The organism is Pseudomonas sp. GW456-12-10-14-LB2, assembly GCF_002884345.1.
In the GTDB taxonomy this organism is placed as follows: Bacteria; Pseudomonadota; Gammaproteobacteria; order Pseudomonadales; family Pseudomonadaceae; genus Aquipseudomonas; species Aquipseudomonas paraglycinae.
This window is the reverse complement of sequence record NZ_POHV01000050.1, coordinates 1-21,113: the sequence shown is the minus strand read 5'-3', so window position 1 is coordinate 21,113 and position 21,113 is coordinate 1. Positions and strand designations below refer to the sequence as shown.

Genomic DNA, 21,113 nt, shown 5'->3' with positions numbered 1-21,113 from the left:
GGTGATTCGCCGAACCGGGCATTTTTTATTGTCCGTCTATGCTGCGGGGCAGGTCGAGCGGATTACCGTCGCGCAACACCTCCGGCAGCAATGCATCGGGAAAGCCCTGATACGCCACCGGCCGCAAAAAGCGTTCGATCGAGGTCATGCCGACCGAGGTGAAGCGGCTGTCCGAGGTAGCCGGGAACGGCCCGCCGTGTACCGTAGCGAAGGTCACTTCCTGCGGATGGGCAAAGGCGTTGACCACGATGCGCCCGGTGCGGCGTTCGAGGATCGGCAGCAGACGCCGGGCCAGATCCAGATCGCGGTCTTCAAGGTGAATGGCTGCGCTCAGTTGGCCCTTGAACGAACGGGCAACCGCCAGCAGCTCTTCTTCATCGTTGACCGTTACCAACAGCGCCGCCGGACCGAACACTTCATGGGCCAGCGCCGGTTCGCTGAGCAGGCGTTGACCGTCAACTTCCAGCAGCGCCGAGCGCCCTTCAAACTGGCCATCCGCCGGAGCGCCGACCGCTACCAGATTCGCTCCCACGCTTTCCATCGCCACCAGGCCTTTGACGTATGAACCGTGAATCCCCGGCGTCAACATTGTGCGTGCCGGCGCTTCGCTGACTCGCTTGATCATGGCGCTGCGCAGCGCGTGCAGACCTTCGCCCTCGACCGCGATCAGGATCGACGGACACAGACAGGCTTGACCGACATTCACCAGCATCCGTTCGATAAAGCCATCGCCGATTTCGCCGCCACGTGCGGACAGCGCTGCGGGCAAAATGAACGTCGGGTTGACGCTGGTCATTTCGGTAAACACCGGAATCGGATCAGGCCGCAACTGCGCGCGACGATAAAGCGCCATGCCGCCCACCTCTGAACCGGTGAACGTCACCGCTTTAATCAAAGGATGATCGACCAGCGCCTCACCGATGGCATTGCCGCCACCGCGCACCATCGAAAAAACACCCTCGTGCAAGCCATGCTTCTGCACCGCTTTACGGATGGCGCTAGCCTGGATTTCCGAGGCTCCAGGATGCGCGTTGTGCGCCTTGAGAATCACCGTCGCACCGGCTGCAAGTGCCGACGCGGTGTCGCCACCGGCCACCGAATAGGAGATCGGAAAGTTGCTCGCACCGAAGATCGCCACCGGGCCGATGGCAACTTTCTGCAGGCGATGATCCATCCGTGGTCGCGGCTGTCGATCAGGTTGCGCCGGGTCTATCGCCAGTTGCAGAAAGCGCCCCTTGCGCACCACCTCGGCGAACTGACGGAACTGGGTCGCAGCTTTGGCGGCTTCGCCTTCCAGTTGTGCATGGGGCAGGCCGGTTTCCAGCGCGGCCCGGGCAGCCATTTCTTCGCGCACGGCGTCGAGGTTGTCGGCGATGCTTTCCAGAAACGCCGCACGTTCGGTCAGCGAGGTGTGGCTATAGCTATCGAATGCCGCGTCGGCGAGGGTTGCAGCCTGATCGACTTGCGCCGCGCCGCCGAAGGCAAAATCCGGCTCGATCAGCGTGTTGGTCGCTGGATTCAGCGCCTTCATCGTGCCCTCGGTGGCGGCGATGTCAGTGGCGCCGATCAGCAGGTGGCCGGTCAGATTCATTTCGCTTCACCCTGCGACTGAAGAGTGGCGATCAGTTCGTCTGTAGTGGTGATGACATGAGCGAAGGTCGGGCCGTTGAGTTCGTGGGCGGCGTGCATCATTTCCTCTTTGAACGCGGCGGTCGCATCGCGCACCAGCGTGACGTGATAGCCGAGTTCGGACGCATAGCGCGCGGTGGCTTCGATGCAGGTGTTGGCCAGCAGGCCGACGATGATCACGTGAGTGATGCCTTGCTGCTTCAGGCGAAAATCCAGGTCGGTGTTGGCGAAACCGCTGGAGCCCCAGTGTTCCTGAACCACGATGTCGCCGTCCTTCGGCGCGAAATCCGGGTGCCATTCGCCACCCCATTCGCCGCGCGCGAAGTGGTGCATGTGCATGATCTTTTGTTGGGTCGGGGTTGGGTGATCCCAGTTCTCGTAGTCGCCTTTTACCCAGCGGTGATGCGGTACGATGACGACCGGAATCGGCAGGGCCCGCACGGCGCGATCGAGTTTGCGCAGGTTGTCGAGCAGGCCGTTCTGCTCTGCCATCGGTTTGAGCAGCGGAAAGATCTTGCCGCCGTCGGAGAGAAAATCGTTGTACGGATCGACCAGCAGGTAGGCGGTTCTGTCGAGCGGATAGAGAGGTTTCGACATGACGATGGACTCCGGCAATGAGAGTGATCGATGCTCAGGGCTTGTTCCCGCATCGTGTTGATATGATAATCATAGTAACTGTGAAAGAGGCAAGCCCTGATGGCTGTAAACGATAGTCTTCCCGACACGCTGTGCCCGATTTCCCGGGCCGAGGCGATCGTCGGCGACCGCTGGACGGTGCTGGTTTTGCGCGAATTGTTCATGGGCAGCCACCGCTATGACGAGATCCTGGCGCAGACCGGCGGCACGCCGCAGATGATTGCCGCCCGTCTGAAAAGCCTGGAGGCGCACGGACTGGTCGAGCGTCGCTTGTACAACGAGCGGCCGAAACGCTACGAGTACCACCTCACTGCAAAGGGCGAGGCGTTTTACCCGGTGGTGATTGCGTTACGTGCCTGGGGCGAGACCTGGTGCAAGTCGCCGGAGGAAGGGCTGGCGGTGAACATGACCCACAAGAACTGCAACCACAGCGCCGGACTCGGGCCGTTGTGCGATCACTGCGGTGAGGTGTTGCGCCGTGAGGATTTGATCAGCCAGCCTCAAGAGGCGTACGCCGCGGAACGGCAGGCGCGGCGTGAGGCGTTCAAGGCGAAATAGACGGCTCCATCCAAAACAAAAAAGGCCCTCATTTGCGAGGGCCTTCGTGTGTCAGCTCAGAACGAATGGCTTACAGACTGCCCGCCAGTTTTCCGGAAGTCAGCCGCCGACGATAAGCACTGTCACGAGTCGCCAGCCAGAAATACAGCGGCGAGGTCACCAGCAAGCCAACCACCCACGACAGGTCCGCACCGTTGATGTGCGCCGACACCGGACCGACGTACAGCGGCGTGTTCATGAATGGAATCTGCACCGCGATACCGATCGCATACGCCAGCAAGGCTTGCGGGTTGTAGCGGCCGTAGATGCCGCCATCGACCTGGAAGATCGAGCCGATGTCGTACTGGCCTTTGTGGATGGCGTAGAAGTCGATCAGGTTGATCGCGGTCCACGGCACCAACACCACCAGCAACACCAGCACCATGTCGACGAAGTGGCCGATGAAGTCTGCCGAAGCGCCGACCGCAGCGAAGCAGCAGGCCAGCAGCACGATGATCGAAATCACGGCGCGGCTCTTGGCGGTCGGGATCCAGCGGTAAGCGAAAGTCTGCACCAGGGTGATCAGCGACAGCACCGCGCCATACAGGTTGAGGGCGTTGTGGCTGATGACGCTGAGCAGGAACAGCACCAGCATCAACGGGCCGATGGCGCCGGTGGCGAGTTTCACCGCGTCCATGGTGTCCATGCCCACCGGTGTTGCCAGCACGGCAACGGCGCCGAACACGAACGACAGGCTCGAGCCCAGCGCCGATCCCAGATAGGTCGTCCAGAAGGTCGCCGCCACCGGCACGTTCGCCGGCAGGTAACGCGAGTAGTCCGACACGTAAGGCGCAAACGCGATCTGCCACAGCGCCGCCAGCGAGACCGTCGCAAGCCAGCCCGAAAGGTTGAAGCTGCCGCGCGTGAGGAAATCATCGGTCTGGATGTGGGTGAGGATGTAGCCGAAGCCGATCACGATACCGATCCCCAAGACCCAGGTGCCGATGCGGTTGAGCACGTGGATGAAGCGGTAACCGATGATCCCGATGATCCCCAAACCCAGCGCACCGATGACGATGCCGACCGGCACCGGAACGCTGTCGACCACGCCATGCAGCGACTTGCCGGCCAGCACAATGTTGGAGGCGAAGAAGCCGATGTACATGACGCCGGCAATCAACACCACCAACAGCGCGCCGAGGGAGCCGAACTGCGCGCGGCTCTGGATCATCTGCGGAATGCCCATCTGCGGGCCCTGCGCCGAGTGCAGCGCCATCAGCACACCGCCGACCAGATGACCAACCAGAATGGCGACGATGCCCCACACCAGATTCAGGTGAAACAGCTGCACGCCGAGGGCGCCGGTGACGATGGGCAACGGCGCGATATTGCCGCCGAACCAGAGGGTGAACAGATCCCGAACCTTTCCGTGGCGATCTTCGGGCGGCACGTAGCCGATCGTGTGTTTTTCAATGAGCGGTGCAGACGTTGATGCAGAGGTGGCCATGACGAACTCCAAGGCAAGGACGAGTACGTGGACGTACTTCAGTGAGCGCCGGCACGGACGGCGCATTTCTTGTTGGGGTTGATCATGGGCAAGGAAAGGTGAGAGATAAATTAGTAGTTTTGTTGCTTCAGGCGTTAAAAAAACGAGGCTCTCCGGTCAGGTTGAAACGCTCTGTTTCGGGCGTTTCAGCGCCATGAACGACAACGCAGCTGACCTCCATCGGAGCAGCTGTCTGTCGGTGTTATTGCGGCTCGGCTGCGGATTTGAATCCGGCAGCCAGACCGGTCTTTCAAAGGCGAATAGACGCCAGCATCCGTTGCAGCATCTCATCGCAGGCCGTGAGCTGATCGACGCTGACGAACTCGTCCGGCTTGTGGCCCTGATCCATGCTGCCGGGGCCGCACACCACCGTGGGAATCCCCACCGCATCGAACAATCCGCCTTCAGTGCCAAACGCCACTGTGCCGAAATCGTCCGAACCACAGAACGTGGCGATCAATTCCGCAGCCTTGCTTCGGGCATCGGTGGCCAGCCCCGGATAGGCCGACAGTTCGCTGAAACGGATATCGCTCTGCTCGCTGACGGCCCGCATGCGCGGCAGCATTTGCTGTTCGGCATAGGTCTTGAGTTGCTGCGCGACGACCGCCGGATCCTGCGAGGGCAGGGCGCGGATTTCGAAGTCGAAACGACAGTCGGCGGGGACGATGTTCAACGCCTTGCCACCGTTGATCACGCCGGTTTGCACCGTGGAGTACGGCGGGTCGAAACGCGGATCGAGGTGCTCGTCCTTGAGTTGCCGGCCGATGCGTCCCAGCTCGCCGATCAGCTCGGCGGCGCATTCGATGGCGTTGACCCCAAGTGGCGCGTAAGCCGAGTGACAGGCATGACCCTGGACATCGCAACGCATTGCCAATTTGCCCTTGTGCCCGAGCACCGGTTTGAGTTCGGTCGGCTCGCCGATGATGCACAGCAGCGGTTTGACCGGACGCTGCTCCAGCACCTTGAGCAACGAGCGCACGCCGAGGCAGCCGACTTCTTCGTCATAGGACAAAGCAATGTGCACCGGCAGTCGCAACGGTGCTTCGAGCAACGACGGCACCAGCGCCAGCACGCAGGCGATGTAGCCCTTCATGTCCGCCGTGCCGCGACCGTAAAGCTTGCCGTCACGCTCGCTGAGTTCGAACGGCGGCAGCGTCCACGGCTGGCCATCGACGGGCACCACATCGGTGTGCCCCGACAACACGATGCCCGGCTGATCGGCCGGGCCAATCGTGGCGAACAGATTGGCCTTGCTGCGCTCATCGTTGTAGATCAGCTCGCATGGCACGTCGAAACTTTCGAGGTAGCTGCGCACGAAGTCGATCAATTGCAGGTTGGACTCGCGGCTGGTGGTGTCGAACCCCACCAGCGTCTTGAGCAACGCGACGCTGTCGCTCATCGGTCGTCTCCGGCAACCCCGTAGCCCGGCGCCTTGGCCGGATCGAGGGCGCGGTCGATGTAGTCCTGCAACTGCGGGCGATAGGCGTCCCACAGTTTTTGCAGTTGGCCGATCGGGTCTTCATCGGCCCAGTCCACCCGCAGGTTGACGATGGGCCAGGTCAGTTCACCCACCACGACCACGGCTGCCGAATGCACCGGACCTGCTTCACCACCCAAGGCCTGGGCGGCGTGCAGGGCTTTGATCAGGCGATCGGCCAATTGACCTTCGCCTTCTTCGAACGCGCTGACCATGGCTTCGATCACCGAGCGCCCGGCGAGCATGTTGCCCGCCGCCACGCATTGCTCTCCCGACACGGCGTTGTGCACGCCCAAGGTTTGCGCGCCGCTGAAATGCGCGGTCTGGCCGAGGTGGTTAATGGCCGTGATCTGCCGGTACTGACTGTAGCCGTTGCGGGTCAGCACCTTGTCCAGCGCCGCCTCGGGCGCCAGACCTTGCTCCATCAGGGCGAGCACTTCCGGGCCGAGCGACGGCAGAGTGATGTTCTGGCTCGACACCGCACCAACCCCCGGCAACAGCCACGGGCAGCGGGCGCCGACGGCGATGCTGGAGGAGCTGATGGCGATGCCGAACTGACCGGTTTCGGGGCAGCGGGCGGCGATGGAAAATGTCATGTGTGGCCTCCTTTCGCTAAGGTCGAATTACTCGGGAATCACCGCAACCACATCAATTTCCATCAGCCACTGCGGCTGACCCAAAGCCGACACCACCAGCCCGGTGGAGATCGGGAACACGCCCTTCAGCCATTTGCCGACTTCCTGATACACCGGCTCGCGGTAGCGCGGGTCGATCAGGTAAGTGGTGGTCTTGACGATATGGCTCAGGTCGCTGCCGGCCTCTTCGAGCAGTTGCTTGACGTTGCGCATGGCCTGTTCGGTCTGCGCGCGCGGGTCGCCGAGACCGACCAGTTCGCCATCGAAATTGGTCCCGACCTGACCACGGACATACACGGTGTTGCCGGCGCGCACGGCCTGGCACAGGTCGTTGTCCAGGGTCTGGTTCGGGTAAGTGTCCTTGGTGTTGAACATGCGGATGCGGGTGTGGGTTGGCTGACTCATGTGCGGCTCCTGACGAATTCGGACCCGGCGCGACGGGCGCCGGGATTGAAGAGGGAAATCAAGCGTCGACGGTGTCGACAGCGTTGTTGTGCAGCGCGGCTTCGCGTTGTTCGGCATCGCGATAGGCCAGGTATTTGCGCTGGGTGGCGATGTGATCGGCCACGTGCTTGGCGTCGTGCCACACGCCCCAGATGAACGACGAACCGCGTCGCGACTGCCACGGCAGACCGAGGAAATACACGCCCGATTCGCTGGACACACCGCGCTGGTGTTGCGGCTTGCCGTTGTCGTCGAACGCGGCGACTTTCAGCCACGAATAGTCCACGGCAAACCCGGTGGCCCAGATGATCGAGGTGATACCGGCGGCGGCCAGATCGAGATCGGCCAGCGGGTTTTTCACGCATTCAGGATCCGGATAAGTCTCGCGGGCTTCCGGTTCCAGCGGCAGGTCGAGGCCGTTGCGTTCGATGTAGGCGTCGGCGGCATCCAGCAGCGCGAGGTAGTTCTCGTCGCCACGCTTGAGGTTGTCGCGCAGGTCCTGTTTGAAGGTCACCACGCCGTCGCTGAACGATTCGGTGACGCCGACCAGGGTCATGCCGCGATGGGCCAGACCACGGAAGTCGATGGTGCGGCCACCGTGGGCACCGCTGACGGCGATGGTCACGTGCTCGCGGCCGGGTTTCATCGCGGCTTGATCCCACTCGCCGAGCACGCCCAGCCACCAGCAGAAATCACGGTTGCGGTAAGCGCGGGGAGGGCGGTCGTGGGCGCCGACCGAGAGGTAAACCTGCTTGCCCGAGCGCTGCAATTCATCGGCGATCTGCACGCCCGACGAACCGGCACCGACCACCAGCACTGCGCCGGCCGGCAACTGCTGCGGGTTGCGATAATCAGCCGAGTGAATCTGCAGCAGACGCTCATCTTTCGGTGCAATGGCCGGGATCACCGGACGCTGGAACGGGCCGGTGGCGGCGACGACGCGGGCCGCTTCGATCACGCCCTCGGAGGTCTCGATGGTGAAGCCCGGACGCCCGACATTGCGCACTACGCTTTTCACATCGACGCCGGTGCGGATCGGCGCGTTGAATTTCTTTGCATACGCTTCGAAGTAATCGGCGACACGTTCCTTGTGGGCAAAACCGTCCGGATCGACATCATCGAATTCCATCCCCGGAAACCGGTCGTGCCACGCCGGACCGTTGGCCACCAGCGAGTCCCAGCGCCCGGTGCGCCAGCGTTCGGCAATGCGGCTGCGCTCCAGCACCAGGTGCGGCACACCGAGTTTGCTCAGGTGTTCACTCATGGCCACACCCGCTTGACCGGCGCCGACAACAAGCGTGTCTGTTTTTATTATTTCAGTGGTCATCTCTGATCCCTTCTCACGAGGCCGTTGGATTCAGGTCGCTGTCGACCTGTTCTCTGTGCTTGGGATCAGACTAGGGAGGGGGTGGTTATCGGTAAAATATTATTAAGCTGGCATGTGAAGATAAAAACGTGATGCAGAGGCCTGAAAGCTCCGTAAATACGGGGCTTCACCTTTGCACCGGAATCCGGGACAACAAAAAAAAGGACCGCCGACAGGGTAGTCGACGGCCCTTTTCAAGGCGTGTTCAGATCACAAGGACTCAGCGATCGAGAAACGCCAGCAGGTCTTCATTCAATTGCTGCGCATGAGTCACCGCAAAGCCGTGCGGCGCACCTGCGTAGACTTTCAGTTCAGCGCCCTTGATTTGCGCGGCCGCTTGTTTGCCGGTGGTTTCGAACGGCACGATCTGATCGCCATCGCCGTGAATCACCAACGTCGGCACATCGATTTTCGCCATGTCCGGGCGGAAGTCGGTTTCCGAGAATGCAGTGACGCAAGCCACGGTGCCTTTGAGCGAGGCCAGCAGGGCGATGTTCAGGGTTTGGGTCAGCACGCCGTCGGAGACTTTCTGACCCTGATTGGTGCCGTAGAACGGGGCGTTGAAGTCAGCGATGAACTGCGCGCGGTCCTTCAGCAAGCCGGCCTTGATCCCGTCGAACACCGACTTGTCGACGCCTTCGGCAAAGTCCGGTTTCTTGCCGAACAGCGGGGTCACCGCGCCCAGCAACACCAGTCCGGCAACGCGCTCGCTGCCGTGGCGTGCGATGTAGCGGCTGACATCGCCGCCGCCCATGGAGAAGCCGACCAGGGTCACGTCACGCAGATCCAGGTGCTCGATCAGTTGCGCGATGTCATCGGCGAAGGTGTCGTAGTCGTAGCCGGTCCACGGCTGCTCGGAACGGCCGAAGCCACGACGGTCAAAGGCGATGGTGCGATAGCCGCGGCTGCTCAGATATTCCATCTGGTATTCCCACATGTCGGCATCCAGCGGCCAGCCGTGACTGAACAGCACGGGCTTGCCGCTGCCCCAGTCCTTGAAATAGATCTCGGTGCCGTCTTGGGTCGTGAACGTGCTCATGAAAACTCCTTGGGTGAGGGCCTGCGTGGATGCCGTGATGGCAGCGTTCACTATCGCGACAAAGGGCATTGGCCACTTGTACGCAGGTGCTAAGTTTCGTGGCGCACGCGTTAACGGTTTGGCGGCATGAGTTGTAAGATGCAACCGCATCGAACCTGCCGTTTTGCCGGAGACACCCGAAATGAAGCGCAAAAGCCTTGCGGGCAATGCCTGCCCGATCGCCCGGACACTCGACCTGATCGGTGACTGGTGGTCGTTGCTGATCATCCGCGATGCGCTGGAAGGCATTAGTCGTTTCAGCGATTTCGAGAAGAGCCTGGAGATCGCCAAGAACATGTTGAGCACCCGGCTCAAAGGGCTGGTGGAACGCGACATCCTGCGCCTGGTGCCAGCGTCCGATGGCAGCGCTTACAAGGAATACGTGCTGACCGAAAAGGGCCGGGCGTTGCAAACCGTGATCGTTGCGTTGTCGCAGTGGGGTGGGGAGTTCATGTTCGAGCCTGGCGAGCCGGGGTCGGTGATGGTGGATGCGCAGAAGCGTCAGCCGATCAGGAAGCTTCAGTTGCTGTCGGCCGATGGTCGGGTGCTGGCGCCGGAAGATGTGGCGACGAAACTGGCGGTTGAGCATTGAGATGATGTGATTCACCGATTCCGGAAGACTTTTACTGATGCCGCTGGTCGGCAATACATATTTAGTAATGACAAAAATTGACGTCAGAATAGTGGCTCATTACTATCGCGCCACTATTCTGATATCAGTTTCCGTCTCGAGGGATCGAACATGTCCTCACCCGCCCTCGTGGCGAGGTTGTGCCTGGCTTTGCTATGCCTTTCTCCACTCCAAACCGCACTTGCAGCACCCACCCCCGGTGAAACCGACCTGATCCGCGAACGCCAGAATCGTCTGCTCGAAGAGCAGCAGCGGCGGCTCGAAGAGCTCAAGGATCTGCCCGGTAAAGAGGCCAAGCCGGCGCAGCCGGAAGCCCCCGCCGACACGCGTTGCTTTCAGATCAACGACATCGAGCTCAAAGGCGCCGACAGCCTGTCGGAGAACGACAAGAGCCGTTTGCTCAAGCCCTACATCGGCCAGTGTCTCGGTGTGCCTCAGCTGAATGAAGTGCTGAAGGTCATCACCGATCACTACATCGAGAAGGGTTGGGTGACCAGCCGTGCTTATCTGCCACAGCAGGATCTGTCCGGTGGACACCTGAAAGTGCTGGTGGTCGAAGGCAAACTCGAGGGCTTGAAAGGCGCCGATAACAGCAAGCTCTCGGAGCGTGAGTTGTCGATGGCGTTTCCCGGCAAGGCCGGCGAGTTGGTGAATCTGCGCGAGATCGAGCAAATGGTCGATCAGCTCAATCGCCTCCCTTCCAACCAGGCCAAGATGGAGCTGTCGCCAGGCAAGAACGTCGGCGGCAGTGAGGTGCTGGTCACCAACACCCCGCAGAAACCATGGCGCGCCGGGCTGTCGCGAAGCAACGACGGCCAGCGCAGCACCGGTGAGCAGCAGTGGGGCACGACATTCGACTGGGACAGCCCGCTGGGTCTGGCTGATCAGTTGAGTCTGCGCGGCGGTCACGATGCGATGACCGATCACCAGCACACCTCCAACAACGCCATGCTCAACTACAACCTGCCGTGGGGCTGGTGGAACTTCAGCTACACCTACAGCCAGAGTGAGTACCGCTCGCAAATCGCGGCCAACGGCTACAACTTCAAGCAGACCGGCGACAGCGAAAACCATCAGCTGCGCGCCGAGCGGGTGATCCACCGCGACTCGGTCAGCAAGACCTCCCTCAACGCCGGCCTGTCGTATCTGCGCACCAACAACTTCATCGAAGACAGCAAGCTCAAGCTGAGCAGCAACCGCATCAGCGAAGCGCAGTTCGGCTTCAACCACGGGCGGCGTATCGGCAGCGCCTTCGTCAACTTCGACGCCGGCATGCAGGAAGGCATCGGTGCATTCGACGCTCAGGGCAGCCACGACCCGGGCCCCGGCGAGCCGGATGCGCGTTACCGCAAATACACCGCAACCCTGAGCTATCTGCAGCCATTCAAAGTGTGGGGCGAGTCCTTCACCTTCAGCAGCCTGATGACCGGCCAGCGCAGTGAAGACGTGTTGTTCAGCCCGCAACGCACCAGCCTCGGCGGGTCGTCTTCGATCCGTGGCTACAAGGATCAATCGCTGTCTGGTGACAGCGGTGGCTACTGGCGCAATGACCTGCGCTGGTCGCGCCCGATCAACGCCGAATGGCTGCGCCCGGTGTTCGCGGAATACGGCACCAGCCTCGGTTACGATCAGGGCGTGATCCGTGGTGACCGCTACAACGGTGACCAGCATGGGCGCATGTCGAGCAACTCGCTGGAACTGTTTGCCCGGGGCGAACACGTTGCGGCCAGCGTGACCTTTGCCCACTCCCTGGAACGCCCTGACGTGCTGACCGAGCGCGAAGCGCCGATCTATTTCCGCGTGGATTTCTTCCTCTAGTTTTTGCCCTTTCCGAGATTCTGATATGGACTTCCGCCAACTGGCCTTTCTGGCCAGTCAGCCTTCTGCTGCCGTAAAAAACCGTGAACACTTCTGGGGCATGCCCAAACGCGGACTGGCGTTCCTGCTGGCCAACGTCATGTTCTGGCAGCCGATGTGGGCGCAGGCAGACGGAATCGTGGTCAGTGCGCCCGGCACCACGCTCGACCGGGCAGGCAATGGCGTGCCGATCATCAACATCGCCACGCCCAACGGTGCGGGTCTTTCGCATAACCAGTTCCACGATTACAACGTGGATGCTCAAGGCGTCATCCTCAACAACGCTACGAGCCGCACGCAGCTGACGCAGATCGGCGGAATCATTCTCGGCAACCCGAACCTGCGCGGTGCGGCGGCGCAAACCATCCTTAACGAAGTCAACGGTGGCAGTCCGAGTCAACTGCGCGGTTACACCGAAGTGGCGGGGCAGTCGGCGCGGGTGATCGTGGCCAACCCGTATGGCATCAGTTGCAACGGCTGCGGCTTCATCAACACCCCGCGTGTGACATTGACCACCGGCAAACCTGTGCTCGATGGCGCGGGTCGACTGGACCGTTTTCAAGTCGATCAGGGCAGCGTCTCCATCGATGGCAAAGGTCTGGATGCCAGCGCTGTCGACAGCTTTGAAATCCTCACCCGCAGTGCGCAGATCAACGCGCAGATCCACGCCAAACGCCTGAACATCACCACCGGTCGCAACGATGTAAACGCCGAAACGCTCAACGCCACCGCGCGTGCCGATGACGGCAGCGCCAGACCGCAACTGGCGATCGACTCTTCGGCGCTGGGCGGGATGTACGCCGGGGCGATCAAACTGGTGGGCACCGAGGCCGGTGTCGGCGTGAAACTGGCAGGCGAACTGGCGGCCAGCGCCGGGGATATCCAGATCGACGCCAATGGCCAACTGACGTTGGCGAAGGCCACGGCCAGCAATGCGGTCGACATCAAGGCCAACATTCTTGAGGCGCAGCAGGCCGTTTACGCGGGCACGCAATTGACCGTGCAAACCGCTAAGGATCTGGTCAACCAGCAAAGCCTTGCCGCCAGGGACAGCGTTCGCCTGACCAACGTCGGCACATTGACCAACGCCGGCGTGATTGAAGCCGGAGTGAATGCGGATAACAGCCGTAACAGCAATGGCGATGTGTCCATCAACAGCGGCTCGGTGAGCAACCGTGGCAGCGTATTGGCCAGTCGCTCGCTGAGCGCGAGTGCCGCAGGTGTGCTCGATAACCAGAACGGTATAGTCCAGGCCAAAGACGTCGCGCTAAGCGCCACTCGCCTGGTCAATCAAGGCGCTGACGCCCGGATTTACGGCGAGACCAGAATCGCATTTAACGTCCCGGCTATCGTCAACCTCAGTGGTCTGATCCGCTTCGCCGACGGCCAGGCGGCAACGCTCTCCGTCGACAGTCTGGACAACCGCAAAGGTCGTATCGAAATCGCCGGCGGCAGTCTGAAACTCAATGCGCGGGCGCTGCAAAACGATGACGGCAAAATCATCGCCGGACATCTGGATATCGAAGCACGGCAAGTCGATAACGCTGGCGGCCTGATTGCTGCCAGCCAGAGCGATGCCAAAGTCGTCGCCCACGAACGTCTGAACAATGGCACAGGCGAGATCCAGGCAAAGACCGACCTCGATGTGTCGGGTGCCGAGTTGCTCAATCAGGGCGGCACATTGGCGGCCGATTCGATCCGGATTACCGGCACCCGGCTGGATAACAGCGGCAAAGGGGTCATCAGTGCCGAAAACGGTAAGGTTGACCTGACGCTGGATCAGGACCTCGCCAACCAAGATGGCAAGGTTCAGGCCTCGGATCGATTGAGCGTCGCTGCCCAGAGCATAGACAACCGCAATGCCAGCCTGACCGGCAAATCGCTCGGACTTACCAGTCGCGGCAAAGTCGACAACACCCAAGGCACGATTTCATCCGATGACAGCGTGCTGGCCAGCGAAGACCTGGACAACACTCAGGGTTTGATTCAGGGCAACACGTCCCTGAACCTGACTGCACGCGATCTGGACAACACCAACGGCCAACTGCTCGGCGGTGTTGTCGATGCGACGCTGGACAATCTCACCGGCAATGACAAAGGCGCGATCAGCGCCGAGACCGGCAAGCTCACGCTGGTCGTCAACCAGCACCTGAACAATGCCTTGGGTCGACTGCAAGCCAGCCAGGGTGACGTGGATGTTCACGCCGGCAGTATCGACAACCGCAAGGGTGTGGTGGCTGCGCAACAGTTGCTGTTGGTCGCTCGCAATGGCCACATCGACAACCGGGGCGGGCGGGTGATCGGCGATCGCCTCGACCTGCAAGCCGCCAGCCTCGATAACGGCGAGGGCGGTCTGTTGGCGGCGGGTGTTGACGGCGCTCGGCTGATTCTCAAGCAAAACGTTACCGGTCAGTCGCAACTGCTCAATCAAAAAGGCCGGATCCAGAGCGATGCCGACCTGTACATCGAAAGCGATACGGTCGACAACAGTGCCGGTGTGTTGCTGGGCAAAACCATCGAAGTCAACGCCACGCAGCTGAACAACAGCGACAAGGGCGGCATCGTCGGCACGGGCGGCGACATTGCGCTGAAAATTGCCGGTGTCTTCAAAAACGTCACGGGCGTGGTCGACGCCGCTGAGCAACACCTGCTGCTCGAACAACTGGTCGAACTCGACAATCGCGGCGGCACATTGCGCGGGCAGCGCCTGGACATCACCAGTACGTCCATCGACAACCGTGATGCGGGCCAGATTGTTGCCGGTAGTGATGGTCTGAAAATCGTCGGCAGTACCGTACTGAATCAGCAGGGTGCGATCCTCGCCAATGGCAGCCACGCAGAACTCGCGCTGGGCACCGGCAACCTGCAAAACCAGGGTGGCACGCTACAGGCTGACACGCTCGACATCACCAGTGCCGACCTCGACAACAGCGTGGTCAACGGCAAGGCCGGTTTGATCTCCAGCCTGCTGGGCGATTTGCAGCTGACCGTGACACGCCTGATCAACCATGGCGGCAAGCTCTTCGGCAAAGGTCAGGTCACTTTCGATGGCACCCGTCTGGATAACGCGGGTGGTGAGATCAGCGGCAATCGGCTGGGTCTCGAAGCGGTCGGCCAGATTCTCAATCAGGGCGGACTGATCGAGTCGGCGGCGGATCTGCAACTGAGCGGCGTCCAGCTGGACAACAGCGCTGGCGGGCAGATTCGTGCCCTGGGCGGCACCTCCAGCAAGATCAAACTGAACGGCAACCTGAATAACCAGAACGGCGTCATCGAGATTGGCAGTCAGGATCTGGAACTCGCCGGCACCCAGCTCAACAACCTCAGCGGCAGCGTGCGTCACGCCGCGCAAGGGTTGTTTGACCTGGATCTGAATAACCTGACCGGCACGCAGGGCAGCCTCACCGGTCTGGGCAAAGGCGTCTGGGATGTCGCGGCGGTTAATGGTGTGGGCACCTGGCAACTCAATGGTGGGCTGACTTACACCAGTTCGCAGGATTTGAACCTTAATGTCGGGGATCGCATCGCCAGTGCTTCGGCGCTGAACCTGAATGTCGCCAATCTGAATAACGCCGGGCAACTGCTCAGCGATGGCGATCTGACGCTGACCCTTGGCGGTAACCTGATCAACAGCGGTCGAGTGTCGGCTCAGCAGAAACTCACCATCAACGCCAGCGACGTGATTCAACAGGACGGGCGGCTGGTCAGCGGTGGCGAAACCGTGATGACCTTGCGCGGCACGCTGGACAACCTCGGTCGGCTGATCGCCAACCAGAACCTTACGGTGACGGCTGCCCGGATCGACAACAAAGGCACCCTGGGCGCCCAGGGCAATCTCGAATTCAACGCCGCCAACGGCATCTCCAACGGAGCCGATACGCTGCTGTTCAGCGGCGGCACGATGAAGTTACATGGCAACAGCCTGAACAACTATTACGGCGATATCTACAGCCGGGGCAATCTCACGGTCGACGCCGTGGGTGGTGGTCGTGCTGCGTTGTTCAGCAACTTGTCGGGGACGGTCGAGGGCGAGGGGGATATCGACATCAATGCGATGTCGGTGGAAAACGCCAAGTCGGTTTTCGAAATGTCGCAGGGCGGCAGTTCCGGCTCCATCAGATGGATTTGCGGGCAGCATTGCGGTGGCCACGATGGCTGGAAAAAAGGCACGATCATTATTGATCGGACCTATAACGATGTGGTTCTCAAAGACTCGACCGCATCACGCTTCGTCGCGGGCAAAAACCTGACGATTCATGCCGGCAATGTCGAAAACCGCTACAGCATGATGGCTGCGAACGGCAGCCTAACGGTAACCGCCGACCGCTTGTTAAACCTCGGCGCGGAATCGCGCTCCGGCACTTCGACAGAATCGATTGGCACGCCTGGCAGGATCGACAATAGTCTGTGGGATCGGATGGAGTTCATCGAAGTCCCGGCGTTCAACGCGCAGACGCAGCAGGGGAATTTCGATGAGGCACGCTTCAACGAGTTGGTCGCCGTTACCAATGACAGTCGCTTCGCTCACCCTGAGAACGTACAAATAAAGTGGTCTCCCAATGGCAACACCTTGTATCCGGCCACCCTGCAGGCGGGAGGAACGGTAAGCCTCAACGTCACTGACTCCATCCAGAACGGCAAGCTCTACAACAATACTTACGATCAGCTCACCGGAAATCTGGACAGCGAAAAAGCCACCGGTGTGGGTGTCGTCGACATCAATCTGGGCAAGCGCAGCAGCGCCGCCAGCGTTCAGGTCGCCAAGGACGTCACTCGCATCGAAAAGGTGGATGCGGACGGCGTGAAGCAGATCAGCTTCGTCCCGGTTGATTTCCGTGGAGTACCGTTTGCTGCAGTAGATCCAACCGCGTCTTCGACATTCAGGCTTCCGAAAGGCCCTTACGGCATGTTCGTGCAGAGCCCGAATCCGCAGAGCCGCTACCTGATCGAAACCAATCCGGAGCTGACTCAGACCGCGCCATTCATGAGCTCGGACTACCTGCTGGGCAAACTTAATTTCAACGCCGATGAGGCCGCTCGCCGCCTCGGCGACGGTCGCTACGAATCGCGTTTGATCAGCGATGCAGTGTTGGCTCAGACCGGCCAGCGCTTTCTGGCCGGTGGCTTGAACAACGATTACGAGCAATTCCGTTACCTGATGGACAACGCGCTCGCCAGCAAAAACGAGCTGAATCTGGCGGTGGGTGTCGCCCTCACGTCCGAGCAGGTGGCGGCGCTGACGCATGACATCGTCTGGATGGAAGAGCGCGTCGTCGATGGCCAGAAAGTACTGGTGCCAGTGTTGTATCTGGCTCAGGCCGAATCCCGCAACGTGCGCGGCGGCAGCCTGATTCAGGGGCGTGATCTGGAAATGATCGCCGGCAACGACCTGGTCAACGTCGGCACTCTGCGGGCCACCAACAACCTCACGGCAGACGTCAAAGGCAGCCTCTATAACGGTGGTCTGGTCGAGGCCAACGAACGCCTGAGCCTGATGGCCACCGACAGCATCCGCAATGCGCTGGCCGGTGATATTCGCGGTAATCAGGTCAGCCTGAGCACCCTCAAGGGTGACATCGTCAACGACCGGACCGCCGTGACTTACAGCCCGGGGCAGGGGTTGCGCACGTCACTTGACGACGGCGGCAACATCAGCGCCCTCGATACGTTGAGCATCAAGTCCGGCCGTGACTTGACCAACTCCGGCACGATCACCAGCGGCGCCGATGCAGACCTGAGCGCGACCCGCGACATCAACTTACTGGCGGTTCAGAACGTCAATGAGATCCACACAATCGAGAACGGCGGACATCGCTCGACCGTCACCACAACCGTGGAAAACCTCGCGTCCAGCGTGAAGAGTGGCGGCAACCTGAAGCTTGACGCCGGTCGCGACATCAACGTCCTCGCCAGTACGGCACAAGCCAAAGGCGATCTGCTTGCCGACGCGAAACAAGACTTGAACATGGCTTCGGCGAGCGACGAACACAATGTCGAGACCAACAGCAAAAGTGGCAAGAAACGCGTCCACGAAGAAGACAACCACACCGTCCAGAAAGCAGCCGAATTCATCGCGGGCGGCGACGTAAAAACCACTTCCGGTCGCGATACCACGTTGGTGGCGAGCAAGATCAGCGCGGGCAATGAAGCCTATGTGTATGCGGGTAATGACTTGAGTCTGCTGGCCGCGCAGAACAAGGACTACACCCTCTATGACATGAAGGAGAAGGGTGGTTTCGGCGCCAAGAAAATGCAGCGCGACGAGGTTACCCAGATCACTCATGTGGGGAGCGAGATCAAGACCGGGGGCAATCTCACGCTGGTCAGCGAGGGGGATCAGCGCTATCAAGTGGCGAAGCTTGAAAGCGGCAAGGACATCACGCTGGACAGTGGTGGGGCGATTGTTTTTGAAGGGGTGAAGGATTCTCACGACGAGAGCCATACCAAAAGCGATGGAGATGCTTTTTGGACTTCGTCAAAAGGCCGGGGCAATAACGATGAAACGCTGCGTCAGAGTCATCTGATCGCATCTGGAAAACTTACGATCAAAGCTGTAGACGGGCTGAAGATCGATATCAAACATGTCGATCAGCAAAGCGTGCACCAAGCCATTGACGCAATGGTCGAGGCCGATCCTCAACTTGCCTGGCTCAAGCAGGCAGAAGCGAGAGGAGACATCGACTGGAGGCAAGTCAAGGAAATCCATGAGTCGTTCAAATATCAAAACTCGGGGCTTGGGCCAGCTTCGCAACTGATCATTGCAATCGTGATGGCAGCGGTCATCGGTCCAATGTCGAGCATGATTCTGCAATCCGTTGCGGTTACCGCAGCGACAAAGGCCGCCGTCAGCACCATCGACAACCGAGGCAATCTGGGCAAGATTGCAAAGGACGTAACCTCCAAGGAAGCGCTTAAAAGCTATGTCGTGGCGGCAGCAACCGCAGGCGTTACCCAAAGCCTCAACTACGACCCAGGCGCAATCGGACTGAATCCCGAAAGCTTGAAGATTGTCGCGATCAAGGTGAGTTCGGATGCCTTGATCAAAACCGCCGTTTACGGCGGCAGCCTGAAAGACAATTTTGCGAGTTCTGCAGTGGGCACCGCTGCGGCCATCGGTGGCGCCTATGGGGCCGGGAAAATCGGTGATCTTCCCCTGAAAGACGGGAATGTTGGGAAAATCCTCCTGCACGCTGGATTGGGCGGGTTGCTGGCTGAGGCCACGGGCGGTGACTTCCGTACGGGTGCCATCGCGGGGGGCGCCAACGAAGTGTTGATCGGTCTTCTTGGAGAGAGGCTCCTTCCTAAAAATCTCGTAAAAGGAAGCGCCGAATACGCTCAGGCTCAGGCGAACCTGCTCGCACTCTCGCAGGTCGTGGGTGTGTTGGGAGCGGCAGCTTCCGATGGCGATCTGGGCGTCGCTGCGACGGTGGCGGCAAACGCAACGCAATACAACTTCCTTGGGAAGCACGACAAGGCGGAACGTGATAACGCACGTGAGGAGTTCAAGGAAACAGGAGCAATAGATCCTGCTAAGCGACTTGTACGACTGGAGGGTGCGGATCACCGAAGTGATGATCTGCTCGCCAAGTTCCGCCTGGACAGAAATTCTCTGACACCACAGGAGCGCACGGAGTTAGCAGCTTACCTCCAAGTGTACGCCGCCCAAGAGTTGGAAAACTCGACGGTGGCAGAGGTCAATGCCCGGGTCAGCAAGCTAATCAGCAATGGCCCCGAGAACCCGGAGCTGTACCGTTACGCCGGAACCACCGAAGCCAAAAATGCTTTTGCCGATGCTCAGCGTGCCATTGCAGGTGGATGGTTCGATCAATTGGTCTGGACTCGGACAAAAACTGAAAACGAACTGATCTTCAGGGACGCTCAAGGTTATTTACGCATCAATAACGAACAGCAGGGTTTGTCGAATCTTGGAAATCCGGCAATTTATGGACTGACCGGTCCATTGGGCTCCAGCATACGTATGGCGGCAGCGGCCAATGGTTTACTCCAAATAGGTGTAGGAACAAACCAGGCGTTCAACGGCGATCTTTGGAACGCAGCTGGAAATATTGTCATTGGGGCTTTGGGGGTTGCCAGTGCGGGACTTCCTGGTACCAAACTGCCTAACAACGCAACAACGGGGTTAATCTCCGAAACGGGTCAATACACACGACCTACCGAGGCAGTAGGCTTATTTGATCGAACAGTGTTACACGCTCCTGCAAATGATAAGTTTTATGAGCGGGCGACCCAAGAATTACTGGATGCTATCAATGCGATTCCTAGCAATACCCAAGCATCTAAAGTGGCAACTATGATAAGTGCCTATGATCCTGTATCAGGGAAGATTGCGGTAGGGAGCAGTAATGGCAATATTAGAGCTGATATGTTGGATGTGCGAACCGTTAACTATATAGAAACACAACTTGGTGTGAAGGTCGGTGAGATCACAAACCTCTGCCGCAATGCTGCTGGTGCCTGTGCTGAAGTCTCAGCGGTTGACAAATTAGTTAGGATGGGTGTCAATCCTGCTGAAGTGAAATTTACCAGTGCTCTGCGCCCCCGTATTGTTAGAGATGAGGGCGGGATTACGAAAAATGCTATAATTGATACCTGTGCGAACTGCAGTGTTACCTGGCCGGAGGGAAAGTGATGTCGCTGAATAAAGACTGGCAGCCTAGTTTTGGAGAAATAATAACTTGGTTCGCCATGGATAGAAATGGGTTGATAGCAGTTATGGTCAATAACTGTTTTGGTCGCCTGCCTTCTGCATTGTTGGAAGTTCCAGACTTGGAGGCAAAGCTGGATAGCATAAACGAGTTTATGTGGGAGGAGTCGTCAGACTTTTTTGATTATCCGAAAAATAAAGTAGGCCGTACTTTGTTGGATATGTACTCATTTCGCAGATATCGTAATGCCCGTTCGCGCATAGATGTGGAATTAATAGTTTCAGAGAGGTCGGGATTTGATAAAAAACTTTCAGAGTATTCAATTCCGTCAATTAAGGGGTTTTACATTTACCATGCAGTTGAAAGCTCTGCTCCTGGTGAGGACTATCCGGTCGGATACGAAGGAGAGACAGTTGTTGGGGATTATTTTCGGTTTTTAGTCCCAACTGTACATGGGGGAATCGAAGATTTTCCCGAGGATTTGAGGTCATTAGTTTTAGTCTCGGATAAGCTGGATTTTACCTCGGATCAGATTGTCGCGAGCGATTCGATTGACTTGTTTTTTTAAAAGAAGAAAGAAGAAGGGGGGGGGCGGATTTATTTATTTTAAT

Annotated in this window: 13 protein-coding genes; 5 read left to right on the top strand and 8 right to left on the bottom strand. The window is 59.4% G+C overall.

The annotated features are described in order from the left end of the window. Positions 1-25 precede the first annotated feature (25 nt). Both C1X29_RS25650 and C1X29_RS25645 read right to left on the bottom strand, forming a co-directional pair. Positions 26-1,591: an aldehyde dehydrogenase (NADP(+)) gene (locus tag C1X29_RS25650; protein ID WP_102718669.1), complete on the bottom strand. Its 1,566-nt coding sequence runs from the start codon at positions 1,589-1,591 to the stop codon at positions 26-28. Continuing rightward, positions 1,588-2,226 (bottom strand): isochorismatase family cysteine hydrolase, encoded by a 639-nt coding sequence (locus C1X29_RS25645; protein WP_085746206.1) that lies wholly within the window; start codon positions 2,224-2,226, stop codon positions 1,588-1,590. Before C1X29_RS25645 ends, C1X29_RS25650 begins: the two co-directional genes overlap by 4 nt. A 99-nt stretch (positions 2,227-2,325) precedes the next feature. Here C1X29_RS25645 and C1X29_RS25640 point away from each other — a divergent pair, with 99 nt between their 5' ends. Next, on the top strand, positions 2,326-2,823 hold the full coding sequence (locus C1X29_RS25640; RefSeq protein WP_085746207.1) for a helix-turn-helix domain-containing protein: 498 nt from the start codon (positions 2,326-2,328) through the stop codon (positions 2,821-2,823). A gap of 70 nt (positions 2,824-2,893) precedes the next feature. On the opposite strand, the gene C1X29_RS25635 is transcribed toward C1X29_RS25640, so the two are convergent. From C1X29_RS25635 to C1X29_RS25610, 6 genes are all read right to left on the bottom strand, one after another. Then, entirely contained in the window at positions 2,894-4,309 is a 1,416-nt protein-coding gene (locus C1X29_RS25635) for a cytosine permease (protein ID WP_102718668.1), read from the bottom strand. 289 nt (positions 4,310-4,598) lie between these two features. Then, a complete protein-coding gene (gene argE, locus C1X29_RS25630; RefSeq protein ID WP_102718667.1) occupies positions 4,599-5,747 on the bottom strand; it encodes an acetylornithine deacetylase in 1,149 nt (382 codons plus the stop codon). Continuing rightward, positions 5,744-6,421, bottom strand: coding sequence for a DUF1028 domain-containing protein (locus tag C1X29_RS25625; RefSeq protein ID WP_039766940.1), 678 nt, complete (start codon positions 6,419-6,421; stop codon positions 5,744-5,746). Before C1X29_RS25625 ends, argE begins: the two co-directional genes overlap by 4 nt. A gap of 27 nt (positions 6,422-6,448) precedes the next feature. Beyond that, positions 6,449-6,865, bottom strand: coding sequence for a RidA family protein (locus C1X29_RS25620; RefSeq protein ID WP_007950460.1), 417 nt, complete (start codon positions 6,863-6,865; stop codon positions 6,449-6,451). Between the two features lie 58 nt (positions 6,866-6,923). Beyond that, complete coding sequence (locus C1X29_RS25615) at positions 6,924-8,231, bottom strand: NAD(P)/FAD-dependent oxidoreductase (RefSeq protein ID WP_102718666.1); 1,308 nt, start codon at positions 8,229-8,231, stop codon at positions 6,924-6,926. A 259-nt stretch (positions 8,232-8,490) separates the two neighbouring features. Further along, positions 8,491-9,309 (bottom strand): alpha/beta fold hydrolase, encoded by an 819-nt coding sequence (locus tag C1X29_RS25610; protein ID WP_102718665.1) that lies wholly within the window; start codon positions 9,307-9,309, stop codon positions 8,491-8,493. A 181-nt stretch (positions 9,310-9,490) separates the two neighbouring features. Between C1X29_RS25610 and C1X29_RS25605 the strand changes: the two genes are divergently transcribed. The 4 genes from C1X29_RS25605 (at position 9,491) to C1X29_RS25590 (ending at position 21,070) form a co-directional block, all read left to right on the top strand. After that, entirely contained in the window at positions 9,491-9,940 is a 450-nt protein-coding gene (locus C1X29_RS25605) for a helix-turn-helix domain-containing protein (protein WP_085746213.1), read from the top strand. Positions 9,941-10,090: 150 nt separating this feature from the next. After that, the gene (locus C1X29_RS25600) at positions 10,091-11,797 is read left to right on the top strand and encodes a ShlB/FhaC/HecB family hemolysin secretion/activation protein (RefSeq protein ID WP_102687099.1); all 1,707 of its coding nucleotides are present in this window, start codon (positions 10,091-10,093) and stop codon (positions 11,795-11,797) included. 25 nt (positions 11,798-11,822) lie between these two features. After that, on the top strand, positions 11,823-20,486 hold the full coding sequence (locus C1X29_RS25595) for a DUF637 domain-containing protein (protein WP_256584395.1): 8,664 nt from the start codon (positions 11,823-11,825) through the stop codon (positions 20,484-20,486). Next, positions 20,486-21,070, top strand: coding sequence for a hypothetical protein (locus C1X29_RS25590; protein WP_102687100.1), 585 nt, complete (start codon positions 20,486-20,488; stop codon positions 21,068-21,070). The genes C1X29_RS25595 and C1X29_RS25590 overlap by 1 nt, the downstream gene beginning before the upstream one ends. The last annotated feature ends 43 nt before the right edge of the window (positions 21,071-21,113 follow it).